This is a genomic window from Anaerohalosphaeraceae bacterium (assembly GCA_037479115.1).
In the GTDB taxonomy this organism is placed as follows: Bacteria; Planctomycetota; Phycisphaerae; order Sedimentisphaerales; family Anaerohalosphaeraceae; genus JAHDQI01.
Genome location: JBBFLK010000011.1, coordinates 1 through 14,075, shown reverse-complemented (window position 1 = coordinate 14,075; position 14,075 = coordinate 1). Strand labels below are relative to the sequence as shown.

The 14,075-nt window shown below is 56.0% G+C and carries 7 protein-coding genes; all 7 read right to left on the bottom strand.

The annotated features are described in order from the left end of the window. Positions 1-2: 2 nt before the first annotated feature. Positions 3-2,855 carry an MMPL family transporter gene (locus WHS88_06850; protein ID MEJ5259889.1) on the bottom strand — a complete coding sequence of 951 codons (2,853 nt, stop codon included), beginning with the start codon at positions 2,853-2,855 and terminating at the stop codon, positions 3-5. A gap of 24 nt (positions 2,856-2,879) precedes the next feature. Continuing rightward, positions 2,880-4,577: an FAD-dependent oxidoreductase gene (locus WHS88_06845; protein MEJ5259888.1), complete on the bottom strand. Its 1,698-nt coding sequence runs from the start codon at positions 4,575-4,577 to the stop codon at positions 2,880-2,882. Positions 4,578-4,598: 21 nt separating this feature from the next. Next, entirely contained in the window at positions 4,599-4,880 is a 282-nt protein-coding gene (locus WHS88_06840) for a metalloregulator ArsR/SmtB family transcription factor (protein MEJ5259887.1), read from the bottom strand. Between the two features lie 204 nt (positions 4,881-5,084). Continuing rightward, positions 5,085-8,681, bottom strand: coding sequence for a LamG-like jellyroll fold domain-containing protein (locus WHS88_06835; GenBank protein ID MEJ5259886.1), 3,597 nt, complete (start codon positions 8,679-8,681; stop codon positions 5,085-5,087). Between the two features lie 137 nt (positions 8,682-8,818). Next, positions 8,819-10,900 carry a LamG-like jellyroll fold domain-containing protein gene (locus WHS88_06830; GenBank protein MEJ5259885.1) on the bottom strand — a complete coding sequence of 694 codons (2,082 nt, stop codon included), beginning with the start codon at positions 10,898-10,900 and terminating at the stop codon, positions 8,819-8,821. Positions 10,901-11,026: 126 nt separating this feature from the next. Then, complete coding sequence (locus WHS88_06825) at positions 11,027-11,872, bottom strand: LamG-like jellyroll fold domain-containing protein (protein ID MEJ5259884.1); 846 nt, start codon at positions 11,870-11,872, stop codon at positions 11,027-11,029. Between the two features lie 85 nt (positions 11,873-11,957). After that, a complete protein-coding gene (locus WHS88_06820; protein ID MEJ5259883.1) occupies positions 11,958-13,958 on the bottom strand; it encodes an alpha-L-arabinofuranosidase C-terminal domain-containing protein in 2,001 nt (666 codons plus the stop codon). Between the last annotated feature and the right edge of the window lie 117 nt (positions 13,959-14,075).

The following is a 14,075-nucleotide window of genomic DNA, read 5'->3' as shown; positions in this document are numbered from 1 at the left end:
TTTTACCTCCCTTCTTCAGAAGAAACAGCATTTTTCGGTTCACTCATCCGGCAGGCCTGCCGGCGGGACAGAAGCCCGCAGGTCAGAGCCAGCAGCGGAATCAGGCCCAGACTGATCCAGGTGAGTTTTCCGACCCCGACCTGCCAGTATTGGTGCACATTCAGAGCGATCAAGACCACCGTTGAAATCGAAAGAATCAGACAGAATCCGCAGTTGCAGGCCGGACCGACCGGCTGAGCAACCGGGCGGAACAGGACTTTTTCGCCGATTTTCAGCAAAGCCGGCAGCACCAGCAGCGTCACCACACCCGAGAGAGCCATAATCGCACACAGAAAGATGCCCACGGTCTTATACGGCACCAGCGGAGCCGCCAGCAGCGGCAGAAAGCCGATGGCAATCACCAGCACATTGCGGGTAATGGCCCGGGCCGGTTCGCCGAACATTTCTTCGGACACTTTCTCCCACGACCCAACCTTTCGGTAATGCTCCCGCGCCCGTTCGAGAAAATGAATGGCAAAATCCACCGCCATCCCGAGCGTCAGGGCGCTGAGCACCGCCACAGGCATATCATAATCCTTGCCCAGCCAGCCGATCAGACCGTATATCATCACTATCGTGATGGTCAGCGGAATCATACAAATCAGACCCCACAGCACGGAACGGAACAGAATCGCCATCATAATAAAGACCACCAGAAAGCTCCCGAGGAACGACTGGAGCATTCCCCAGACCATCTTGTTCTGCCAGATGATATTGATATACGTCAGCCCCGCCCACTGATGCTCCAGCGCAATCGGCGGCGGACTGTTCTTCCAGTATTCCTCCACCGCCCGTACCACCCGCTCCATATCCCGGTTGTCGCCGCTGGTCAGCTGCATCCAGATAACCGCTTCGGTCATCTCCTGCGTGACCATGTGCCACAAATCCTGCGGACGATGGCTGTTCTGGTACTGAATCAGACATTCGGCGACCTGTTCGACTTTCTCCGGAACCCGGAAACTTTCCGGTCGGCCGTCCACCAGTTCCTGATTGACCTTCATCACAATATCCGCAATCGAATTGCTCTTGCCGACCAGGCCGGCCTTCTCCAGATGGGTTTGGAGCCCTTTCATCCAGACCAGAACCTCCGGCCGTTTGAACGGCCGAAGCCGCTCCCGCTCCACCCCGAAAAAGGCCTCCAGTTCCTGCCAGCCGTAAAAATCCTGGTCCGAGGCCTGCTCCATTCGGGTCTGAGCAAAGCGAATCATCTCTTCCATCAGGGCTGTTGCCGTTGAACCGTTGGCCGCCAGTTCCTGCAGTTTGTTCCCAGCCGACACCGCGGCTTTTTCAATGGACGGCTCTTCATCTTTGCGGTGCTCCGCAAGCTGCCGGAGCCGCTCCTGGACTTCCTGAACAAAGTCCGCCTGGGCCGGATGTTCATCCGGACTTCGAAGCACCAGATAAGCCATATACGTGCCGCCGAAATGTTCATTCAGGGCGATATCGGCCTGCCGTATCGGATGACGTTTGGAGAACCATTTGACCGGATTGTCGTTGATGACAATCTGTGTAATGCCGTACACGGCCCCTGCTGACAGCAGCACCAGCACCGCCAGAATCGGCTTGGCCTGCCGCACAGTCATTCGTCCGGTCCGGGCCAAAAGCCGCGTCAGCCACGTCTGGGCCTCTTCCTGATGCACCGCCAGACCGAAATTCGCCAGGGTTCGCTCCGGAAGCAGCATCACATAAGCCGGTACAAACGTCACGGTAAAGACCCAGGCAATCATAATCCCGACCGACACAAACACGCCGAATACCTGCACCGGCGGAATCGGCGTCAAAGCCAGCGACAGAAATCCCGCCGCCGAGGTCAGCGAGGTGTACAGCATCGGTACAAACAGAACATGCATCACTTCCAAAATGGTCTGTCGGCGGCCTTTTTCTTGGGTATAGCGGTCAAAAAACTCCGACAAAATATGCACGGAATCGACCACCGCTATCGGCATCAGAAAGATGGGAATCATCGAGCTCATAATATGAACCGGATACCCGAACCCGATGAGAAGCCCCATCGTCGTAATCACCGACACCATCGCGATTATCATCGGCGACAGAATCAGCACCAGTTTGCGGAAGAACAGCAGCATCAGAAGAAAAATCGTCACCATCGCCAGCGGTGCAGAGACCGCCATCTGAATGAACATCTCCACCCCGAACGTATCCTCCGCCACCGGCAGACCGGTAATATGATACGATTCGGTTCCGCGCAGCTGCGCAATCTTCTTATTCAGGGCCGAATAGACGCGATAACTGAGGTGTTTGTCCGTCAGCGGCAAAAGCAGCATCAGCGCCTTGCCGTCCTCGGAGACCATTGTGCCGCGAAGGAGCTGATTGGACATCACCTTCTCGCGGATTTCCAGCGCTTCCTGGTCCGTCTTCGGCGGCTGCGGCATCAGCCATTCAAACCGCACCATCCCGCCGCCCCCTTCGATGTGGTCTATCAGCGAAGGAGCAATGATGTCCACTTCCACCACACCGACCTGTTTGCCGGGATTTTTCGGGTCCTCCCACCGCAGCGTCCGGGCAAATTCCGTCAGTTCATACACACGGTTCAGCGTGGCCGCATTAAACACCCCGGCCGGATGTGTTTCATTGATGACCCCCAGTACCACAATGTCGCTTAAGTCAAACCGCTGTTTGGTCTGATTGTGAAAAACCCGAACCGGTTCATCCGAAGAAAGCATATTCTCCGGGTCTGTATCCACCCGAATCATCGGAATCATCACAGCACAGGCAAGCGTAAACAGAACCATCGTCCAGGTAATCCATTTCGGATGGTCCGCCGAAAAAGCAATGATTTTGTCCTTCAGTTCCATCGCTGCTCCTTTCCGCTTCTCCAATCAGACAACACAAAACTCTTCTTTTAACTGCTTGGCTGTTTGGGAATCCGCCGGATGCCGGCGGGCAATCGAACACCAGGTCTGGTATCCGCCGCTCAGATTGCGCACATCAAAACCATTCTGCAGGAGAATCCGCGTGGCGGCATAACTGCGCACTCCGACGCCGCAATAGGGATAAATCGTGCGGTCTTTGGGCAGCTCGCTCAGACGCTGCCGCAATTCATCCAGCGGAATATGGACAGCGCCCGGGACATGACCTCGCTTCCACTCTCCGTCCGTGCGGACATCGAGAACCAAATCCCCCTCTTTCAGGTCTTCAAAATGCGCCAGCGGCATTGTGCCGTCCAGCACATTGGCCCCGACAAACCCGACCATATTGATGGGGTCTTTGCCGCTGCCGTACGGCGGCGCATACGCCAATTCAAAGTCCATCAGGTCATAAACGGTCATCCGCTTTTGCACTGCGACCGCCAGCAGGTCGATCCGCTTATCCACGCCCTCGCGGCCGACAATCTGGGCGCCCAAAATCCGCCCGTCCGGCCTGCTGAACAAAACCTTGATATGCAGAGGAGCGGCTCCAGGATAATAGCCCGCATGATGAGCCGGATGCAGGTAGATTTTCTCATAGTCTATCCCTGCCTTTTTCAGAGCCGCTTCGGCGGCCCCCGTCATCGCCGCCGTCAGGTCAAAGACCTTCAAAATACCGGTTCCGATGGAGCCGGCGTACCTGCGATTCAGACCGCAGATGTTGTCGGCCGCCATCCGTCCCTGCTTGTTGGCCGGGCCGGCCAGCGGTATCAAAGCCGCTCCGCCAAGAACCGGATGTCTTACCTCGATTGCATCACCAATCGCATAAATTGACGGGTCACTCGTTTGCAGGGTGTCTGACACCTCAATTCCCCCCAAAACCCCCAGTTTCAAACCGGCCTCTTTGGCCAGTTTTACTTCCGGCTTGACGCCGACTGATAAAATGGCAAAGTCGCACTGCAAAAGCATCCCGGATTTCAGACGCACGCGAAGAGCATCGGCCGTTTCCTCAAAAGCCGCAACGCCGTCATTGAGCCACAAGGCCACATTCTGCTGCTGCAAGTGTTCCTGCAGATAGAACGCCATCTCCGGGTCCATGGCGGCGGGCAAAACCGAGGGGGCCAGTTCCACAACAGCCGTCAGCAGTCCGCGCTGACGAAGATTTTCCGCCATTTCCAGTCCGATATATCCTCCGCCGACAATCACAGCACGCTTCGGACGGTTTGACTGAATAAACGAATCAATCGCATCCACATCCGGAACTGTGCGCAGGGTAAAAATCCGTTTCGAATTGATTCCGGGAATCGGCGGTCGGAACGGTTCGGCCCCGGGAGAAAGGATTAAATAATCATAGGATTCTTTGTAGGACCGGCCTGTGCGGCGGTCCAGAATCTCGAGTTGCCTGTTTTCCCGTTCGATTCGAACGGCCTCCTGCTGAACCCGGACATCAACACGATACCGCTTGGAGAAACTTTCCGGCGTCTGCAGAAGCAAATCCTGGCGATTGGCAATCGTTCGCCCCAAATAATACGGCAGCCCGCAGTTGGCAAAGGAAATATACGGTCCACGTTCGAGAAGGATGATTTCGGCTTGTTCATCGAGACGGCGAAGCCGTGCCGCCGCCGTAGCCCCGCCCGCTACTCCTCCGACAATCACAACCTTGCGACTCATTTGTTTGCCTCCATGATGGAATTAGGGCTCACAATGATTATAAACACAATGGAGAAGATGAATCACGTTTTTATTTTTTATGCGGTAAAAAACATTGGTCCCTTCTCTGCGGCATTCGAGAATATCCTTATCCCGCAGGATGGCCAGCTGCTGGCTGACCACGGCCTGCGGACAGCCGATTCGCTCCATAATCTTGTTCACGCAAAGCTCCTCGTGGGCCAGCGCCTCGATAATCTGAAGGCGAATCGGATGAGCCGCCGCCTTCAGAACCGCCGCCGCTTTTTGAGCGATTTTCGCATCCATAAACTTTCCCCTCAAAACCAGAAACATATCTATATATTAATATATTTATATTCATATATTTAAGAACGATTTTCTTTGTTCGCAGAATTTTTTTGAAATTTACGCAACTATCTATTTTATCGACAGATAGGATTAATATAAAAAAGGGGCTTCCTGCTCTTGCACAGGAAGCCCCTCTTGTTCTCAAACTGAAATTGGTTTGGCTTACTGCCTGCTGACGGCAATCACACCGGCGGAATAGGCCGGCATCCGCAGGCGAAGGGTCTGACCGCTTACACCGACAACCTTGGCTTGGACGTGCACCGCATTCGGCTGCGCCAGCGTGTTGCGGGCCAGCAGACTGCCGGGCGCCACATAACGCATCACCGCCGTTTGAGGCACAAACGAGCCGTCAATCTGGAAGGCCAGCGATTTGGCCGTCGGGTCCGGATTGACGATGCGAATGATCAGTGTTTGGCCGTCTTCCGACAGGACACTCACCACATTCAGATTGCTGTCCTGTCCGGTGGTCTGAACACGATACGGTGCATAATGCTCGCGCCACAGCTTCATTACGACATAATTGGGAGCCGGAAACCAGCCGGTATGGTCAAAGTTGATAAAAGCATTGTCCCAGTCACCGGCCGATACATGCCGCAGGAACAAAGCAGGCCCGCCGATTCTGAAGTTGGCCCCCTGCCGCTCATACACATTCAGAATCCCGCCGGCATACAGGCCTGTCCGCCAGTCCGTGCTCTGGGCATTCCACTCCGAGTTGTAAATCTTGATGTCCGGATTGGCGGAGTTGGCGATCCGATTGGCCAGATTGAGCAGATAATTCTCATAATTCACCGGTCCGGATTTAAAGTTGCTCGGATCTTCGTAATGATGCACGCTGATAAAATCAATCAGCGGCGCGCAGCTGTCCAGAATCGCCTGATTCCAGCTCTGGTCATAGCCGCCGCTGCCGACGGCAATCAGATAAATCGGCACACCCAGCTGGGCCGCTTTGGCCCGCATGGCCGGTGCAAAGAGCTGAACCCGGGCAATATAGGCCGCAGAGCCCGCCGCCCACGTTTCGTTGTCGATTTCCCAATAGACCACGTTGTACGGCTCCGGATGGCCGTTGGCCGCCCGCACAGCCCCCCAATACGTTGTCTGAGCATCCCCGTTGCAGTATTCCATCCAATCGAGAGCATACTGCAGATACGTCTCCGGCGTATCGGGACTTAATTTCCACTGGGCCGGAGCCCCGCAGGCACTGTTCAGAACCCCGGTATTGATGCAGATCAGCGGCTCGGCTCCGATGCGCTCGCACATCCGCAGAAACTCATCCGTTCCGAAGGAGTTCGTATCCTGGTCTTCCCACATATACGCCGTGTATTTCCGCCGCTGATGCTGCGGGCCGATGCCGTCTTTCCACAAATACAGCGAAGCAAAACATCCGCCCGGCCAGCGGATAATCGGCGGACGCAGCGCCTCCACGGCCGCCAGCAGGTCCGGACGATAGCCGCCCGTCGCCAGCGCATCCGCCCCCATCATGCTCACCTGGTCAAGGGTAACCGTCCCCGGCCCCAGCAGCACAATCCGCAGCGAACCGCTGTTTGTCGAACCCGTCGAAGCAATCTGGAACGGATACTCCGCCCATTGGCCCGTCGGGGCCGGCAAATCCGCCTGCCCGAGCACAGTCGAGCCGTTCATCAGCTGCACCCGAACCCCGGCCGGCAGGGTCCCCTTCAGCCACAGAGAACCGCTGTACAGCTGCGGGACAAACTTGAAATTGTCCTGCTGAAGTCCGGCCCCGGCCGCCGATGCCTCAATCCGAACCGCCGCATCATCGTTCAGGGCATCCGACACAATGGAGGCCGTGCCATTTCCGAAGAATGCCCAGTTTTTCGCCGCAAATTGTCCGGACGGCAGGGTCGGAAGACCGCTGAACAGCACCGTCGAATTCGGAATCGAAACAACCTGAATATTTCGATAGCGGGCTTGCGTCGCCCACGTTCCCAATCCGACCATTCCGGTCAGGTGCGGGCTGCTGCTGTCCGTATAGTCAAACAGCTGCGTGTCATTCAGCCACACCCGGAAACGATTGCCTTCACATCGGATTCGAATGGAATACCAGACTCCCGCCGTGATGCTGCCGGGCACAAAGGAGGTCACAACACTTCGTCCGCCGTTGACTTCTTTTTCAATGGCGTGCTGCGTGTTGTTCCAGCCGCCGATATTGCACCAGTAAAAGTTGTCGGCATTGGACGCCCGGAAAAGAATGAGAAAGGCCTCATTTCCGCCGTCCTTCTTCGCCTCGAGCGTCAATTCATAATCGCCCCAGGACGGGTCGCCGAACTCCATATGGACATCGGTCGCCAGCGACGACTGCACCAGTTCATCGCCCTCAATGGACCACCGCCCGCCGCCGCTGGAGACATCCAGTTCAAAACTGCGGTTCCAGACCAGCTCGCCCCACAGCCCGCCGTTGGCGGAATGATAGATATGTTCGAGGAAATGTCCATAGACCTTCTCATCAATCGTATTGACGACAACGGAAGGATTGACGGCAAAGGGCTGCGGCGAAATCTGAATCGACCGCTCGTACAGGTCTTCCTGATACATCAGCGTATCCCGCAGCCAGTCCCCCGCCAGCAGCTCCAAATCCAGCGGCGGCTCCGTTGCCAGCCAGACGCGGCTCAAAATCGCCAGGTCCTCCAAATCCACAACGCAATCCAGATTGTAGTCGGCCTCCACATATCCCCAGACCCCGCAGACATCCTCATAAATAGCAACCTCAATCTCATAGAGACCGCCGTTATAGGCGGGGTCGCTGCTGGAAACCGTATGAAGGATTTGTTCAGTCGTTCCCAACTGTCCGACATTCGCAATCCCCACCGTCACCGTCTGCGGCTGATTCCAGTTGGAAGGAGTAAAGGTGAGCGCAATCGGCTGTCCGCCGCCGCTGCCGACGGTCAGAGAAGCCGGCGGCTGAACCGTGAGGACCACATTGGAAGACGGTGCAGCCAGAAGCTGAATCGTATAACTGTCGGTCCGAGACGGCTGACTGGTAAACAGGACCGTCCGTCCGTCGCTTTCGGTAAACTGAACCAGCGGCTCACGGAGGGCATTCGGCCCCCAGGAGGCATGCTGGGCAATTTCGGCGGCGCTCAAGGCCGAATCCCAAATCCGAAACTCGTTGATGGAGCACTGCACATACGGGTCGGCATTGTACAGACTGCGGGCCAGATAGGCATAGGTCGTGCGCAGCCGGCTGAGGGTGGTTGTCCCTAACTCCGCCGTGCCCTGCAGAACGCCGTCGATATAATACGCCAGTGTGGTTCCGTCGATGGTCAGGGCATAGTAATGCTCCCGGCCGTCATTGAGTTCCGGGCCGTTGACGCCGACCTCATAAGACCACGGAGCCGAGCTGCTTTCGGTGTTGGCGATGGCCGCCCGTGAGACCTCATCGCCCCGGGTCGTGCACAGCATCAGATAATCCCGACCAAACCCGTTTGTATAACGGCCGCCGAAGGCCGCCGTCATCGAATAGCCCTGATTGAGCGGCGGCTGGGTGGACCACAGCTCGAGGGTAATCGCTGAATAGGTATTGACGGCAATCGTCGCGGCAGGCAGCTCCACATAATCATCGCTGCCGTCACAAATCACCTGTCCGCCGGATACATACGCCCCGTTCATCAGAACCCCGTGAGCGGAACCGATACTGTCCGAGGCATCCGATGTAAAACTGTATCGATGCCGAAGCGCACCCGAGGCCGAGCCCCATAAAATCCCAAAGACCAGAAGGAAACCCACCCACGTTTGTATTTTCATAGTACCCCCAATCGCAAGAAACAATCCGTTTTCATTCCCCCCGCAGGATACACAAATCCGCTCCGGCACGGACTTGAGCCGTGCCGGAGCGGTAAAAACCTCAACTCTCTAAAACCAAGTCGGCACAATCCTGCCGCTTACTGGCAGGCACTGGCCGGATAAATCCCGCAGTTGAGCCACTGCGAAGCAATCAGAGCAAAATCAGACAGTGTTACTTGGCAGTCATTGTCGACATCATATGTCGGTTTCCACCGGCAGTACGGACCGGCATCGGCCACGTACAGGTCGGCCACCTGGTCTGCCGTCAGGGCATAGTTGTAAATGCGGAATTCATCCAGACCGCCGTTGTAGTACTGGTCACCCGTCCAGGCACTGCGCCCAATCCAGCTGTTGGTGCGGGCAATCAGATTCGGCGTCTGAACCGTTCCGCTGGCCACCGGAATGCCGTCCTTGTAAATCACCGCCGCACCCGTTTCGGTCATCGTCACCGTAAACATCTGCCATTTGTTCAGTTCCAGCACACCGGGGGCATCCAGAATACCGCCTGTTCCGGTAGCACCGCGATACACATGGAACCGCAGCGTCGTGCCCGTCCCGACCCGGCTGAAGAAGATATTGTCGGCATTGGGACCGTTGTTGAGCGAAATAAACCGAGCCCAGTTGGAGGCCGCCGCCGGATTCGCCCACAGCGAGAAGGTCAGTCCGCCGGTGAAGTTGTCAAACACATCCGGCATATCCACATAGGCCGTTCCGCCGGACAGGAAGATGGCCTGGCCGACTTTGCCTGTTCCATAACTGAAAGTATCCCCGGTTGCCGTTCCGTTATTGCCGTTGCCGGAATAGTCATTGGAATCTCCGTTGAACGGATAGTAGACCAGCATCCGCTTGGTCACCAGACGCGCTGTATTGGAATCCTTGCTGCCGCCTGTGCTGGTTGCACGCGCAAAATAGACGCCTTCATCCGCCAGCTCCGTGTTGGCAATGCTCAGAGTAGAGGTCCAATAATCGCCGTCATTGGTCAGTGTAATCGTCACATCCGGGTCCGCCATCGTGACTTCATTGTTATTGCGGAACCACTTGACCGATACCGGAACGGTGCTCAGACAGGTAGCGGTCATCACCGTTGTCTGACCCGGGAAGACGGCTGCATTCGACGGGTGAACGGTGAAGACAGGCCCTTCCGGAGCCGTTGTAAAGAAATACATCGGTCCGACAAAACGAGTGCCTGTACCGGCCTGAATCGTATCCACACGCCAGGCATACTTGGTTTGGTTGAGCAAATTGGCAATAGACACAGACTGATTGGTCGTTGTGGCCGTCGGTGTGCCCACATTGCCCTGGAATGCAGAATTCGGGTCAATCAGGTTTGCATCAGAGGAAACAAACACCTCAAAATGCTGGACACTGATTGCCGGGTCCACTGTCCAGCTTAACGTCGCTGAAGGATTGTAGGGCACATCAATCGTATCGTTGGCCGGAGACATACTTAAAATGACACAGTCCTGATAAAGATCCGGCCCCAGCTGACCGCTCAGGATTACCTGGGTCGGCGCGAAGGCATGGTTGTAAATTCGATATTCATTGACCGCACCCGTCCAGGTCTGGTCCACTGTATAAACCCCTTTGCCCAAGTAGGCCTTCGCCGTGCTGATATTCGCCAGAACATCATCGCCGGTCGCCGTTCCAATCAAAACCCCGTTGATGTAGTACGAAATCGTTGTACCCGAAACGGTCATCACATAGTGATACTCCTTTCCGTCTGTGTACTCCGGACCGTCTATGCCGGTTTCATAATTCCAGGGGTCTGAACTGCTGGGCGTATTGGCAATGGCCACGCGAGACCCCAGATTGCTGCCGTGCGCACCAGTCGCAAACATCAGATAATCCCGCCCGTATCCATTGGGCCAGGTATCTCCAAAAGACGCTGTCATCGTAAACGGGTTGTTGATGGTCTGGGTCGCCCACAGTTCGAGCGTCAGCGCCGGATACGTATTAACTGCAATCGTCGATGCCGGCAGATTCACAAAGGCACCCGCTGCATCCGTACCGCCGAAAAACTGGATTTGCCCGAGTGAAATCACCGGATTGTTCACCAGGGTTCCATTCGCCCCGCCCACAGAGTCGCTGGCGTCGGACGTAAAACTGTAGCGGTGCCGCAGCGCCGCCGAGGCCGGCCAGACCAGCAGACCCGCCAAAACCAAAATCGTCAATCGTTTCATAACACAATACCTCCACAAAAAACCTTTTGGGTTTGCGGCCTTGAAGACACACCCTCCAAAGCCCTTTTCTTCACGTACCCCTTTTGCTCAAAGAACAGTTTCTCAACTTAAGACAATCACATATTTTCAGGACCGCCTGCGTCCCAGCATCAGAGCCCCCAGTCCCAGCAGCATCATCGTGGCCGGCTCCGGAACCAGAAACTCACTCGGACTGAGCGCAACATCCGAAAACCGAATGTCATCCATATACCCATTGATGTGGTCCACAAACCAGGTGTTGTACCAGCCGCGTCCGAACGTCCAGTTTGCGTTGATCAGGGCCAGAGCATTATTCCCGCTGCCCATCGCCGTCTCAGCAGCCAGGACCCATCCGGCACTGCTGTTGGGCGTATCATTCACCCACAGCCGAAGCGTTACTCCGTCACTGGTTGCCGCAATCCGGTACCATTTGTCCGCCTGCATCGTAAAATTTGAGGTCGCAATGTAGCGAGCACCGTCCGCCGTGCGGAAGTTAATCCGGAAATAGTTGTCCCAGGTCTTCTGCAGATACAGTATCGATTCCGGATCCACACCCGGATCGGCGCTGCCGTCACGACCGATAAACGTCTGCCATCGGTTATCGGCAATCCCGCCAATCAGCTTAACCGCACACTCTATCGTCCACTGGGACGGAGCCCACGCCACAAGCCCGGCATCGTAGGAATAACCGTCCTGATGGAAATCGGCATTCCGCATGGCAATCCCTGTACCGGTCGGTGTATGGTCCGTCCAAGACGGGCCCCAGTAATCGTCCCAGCCCCGCATCATATAGCCGGCTACCAAATCCCTCGACCCGCCTGAACCATTGGGTTGTCCGGAAGGTGTAAACGCCTGACCGACGATGCCGTCCTCAAAATCCCAGTAGGCAATCGTAGCCCCCAAACTTGCTGCACTCAGCGACATCAGCAATACAAACGCCATTTTTGTCTTCATCGTTCCACAACCTCCAAAAAAGTGAGTCAAACCGCTTGAAAAAACCCAACCACACACTCCACACTTCACACGCTTTTCACACACACTATGGTTTCAGCGTCAGCACCGTCAGGGAATAGGGGGCAAACTCATAGACAAATCGGCCGCCGACGCCGTCAAATTCACGTTTTTTCGGAACAACCTGCTGCGGACGTTCCATCGTATTCTCCTCTTCCGGCCGACCGCTGAGCACAACCGCTTCGGCCTTCGGCGAAAAGACCTTGTCTCCCTGCAGCTGAATATCCGCCGAAATCGGCTGATCGGACGGATTGACCGCTTTGAGATAGACCCGCCCGTCCGCATCCTCCGTAACGGATACATACAGCCGCTGCGGTCCTTCCGATTTCACCTCGCTTTTCAGCCAGCCCGTTCCCTTGTAATGGCTGAACAGCTTCTGCACATAATAACTGGGCGTCCCAAAGCTCGTCAGATTATCAAACCAAATCAGATTCGGCTTCCACTGCCAGCCGTCCACATGGGCCGTCAGCGGCGCATACGCCGTCATCACAACCACATCGCCGTTGCGTTCCAGCCCCGTCAGAAACGCCGCCTCCGCCAGGGCACAAATCAGATTGTTGCGGTTCTCCGGACTGGCAACCCCGTGCGACATCGCGGCATACTCGCCCACAAAAATCTTCGGCCCCTGCCGATCGTAGGAATCATAATGGCTGACTAAATCAAAAAACCGCGGATAACGCCGATAAAAATGCTCATCGACAATATCGGGCTTCAAAATGCGCCACTGCGACCACAGATACGCAACCTCCGCCGGGCCGTTGGGGAAAATCTCCGGCTCCGAGCCGCAGGCGGCAATCAGCTTAATATCCGGATATTTCTCTCGAATGGCCTTTTCAAAAACCTTGTACCTCTCAACATACTGCGGCCCCCACTGCTCGTTGCCGATTCCGAGGTATTTGAGACCGAACGGTTCCGGATGGCCCATTTGAGCCCGCACCCGCCCCCACCGGCTGTCCGCCGGACCGTTGGCAAACTCAATCAAATCCAGCGCATCCTGAACATACGGCCCCAGTTTATCCACCGCGCAGGTCTCCCCTGTATTAAATTGACAGGCCATCCCGCAATTGAGAATCGGAAGCGGTTCCGCACCGAGCTGTTCAGACAGCAGAAAATACTCAAAAAACCCCAGCCCGAATGACTGATAGTAATCCGGTGTCAGACGATGGCGAAACTCTGTATTCCACCGATTAATCAGCGTCTGGCGGTCACGAAGGTCCCCGATGGTGTTTTTCCACTGATAGCGAAGCGCCAGCGTGGCCCCCTCCACGATGCATCCGCCCGGAAACCGCAGAAAAGCCGGCCGAACCTCCGCCAGCAGCTGAACCAAATCCTTTCGCAGTCCGGGAATCGGACGGTCAGCCTGACGAGCTGTATCGACGGGAAACAGCGACACCATATCCAAATCGACTGTCCCCTTCGCCATCGCCAGGACATTCAGTCTGGCCTTCGGCTCCGTAACGGCCGCCTTCATGGTAATCGGATAAAACGCCCAGTCCGCTCCTTTGACTTCGAGGGTCCCTTCGAGCACCTTCACCCCTGACGGAGATACGGCCTCAATTCGAAGCGGCATTGAGGCGCCGCTCGGGACCCGGGCAAAGACAGTAAAATAATACTCCCGGCCCTGATGAAGACCAATGCCGCGGAAGCCCTCGTTGGATACGCCGAACCCTTTTCCGGGCTCGTCCACCGTTATTCGCAGAGCACGGGCATCCGATTCTTTGTAAGGCTGCTTCAAAATGACGGCAGCATCTCCACGGGCTTCCTCCAGCCGGAGTACCGACCAGCCCATCATCCCATCGGGAAACTCGAACGAGCGGTTCTTGACCTTCTCTTCATACAAACCGCCGTCCGCCCCGAAATTGATGTCTTCAAAAAACAGTCCATACATCATCGGGCTGATGGAATGCGTCGGCCGGTCTGTGTAAACCGTCAGATTGACCTGGGGCTGAGCCGTACAAACAGCCCCCACCCACAAGAGCATTCCCGCTGCGGCGGCCCTGCCGCTTTCAAACATTTCCTTCCTCTTCATCAAACTGCCGTCCTTCGCTGAAAGGTTCCTTGCCTTGCTTCACAACCGTCGGGCACAGATTCTTCTCACCACCAGAACCACATGCCGATTTGAATCCGCGGATTCATCCGGGCAAAA

Excerpts from the sequence above, each read along its gene's own strand:
- WHS88_06825 (MEJ5259884.1), bottom strand. The coding sequence starts at position 11,872 with ATGAAGACAAAAATGGCGTTTGTATTGCTGATGTCGCTGAGTGCAGCA.
- WHS88_06850 (MEJ5259889.1), bottom strand. The coding sequence starts at position 2,855 with ATGGAACTGAAGGACAAAATCATTGCTTTTTCGGCGGACCATCCGAAA.
- WHS88_06840 (MEJ5259887.1), bottom strand. The coding sequence starts at position 4,880 with ATGGATGCGAAAATCGCTCAAAAAGCGGCGGCGGTTCTGAAGGCGGCG.
- WHS88_06830 (MEJ5259885.1), bottom strand. The coding sequence starts at position 10,900 with ATGAAACGATTGACGATTTTGGTTTTGGCGGGTCTGCTGGTCTGGCCG.
- WHS88_06835 (MEJ5259886.1), bottom strand. The coding sequence starts at position 8,681 with ATGAAAATACAAACGTGGGTGGGTTTCCTTCTGGTCTTTGGGATTTTA.
- WHS88_06820 (MEJ5259883.1), bottom strand. The coding sequence starts at position 13,958 with ATGAAGAGGAAGGAAATGTTTGAAAGCGGCAGGGCCGCCGCAGCGGGA.
- WHS88_06845 (MEJ5259888.1), bottom strand. The coding sequence starts at position 4,577 with ATGAGTCGCAAGGTTGTGATTGTCGGAGGAGTAGCGGGCGGGGCTACG.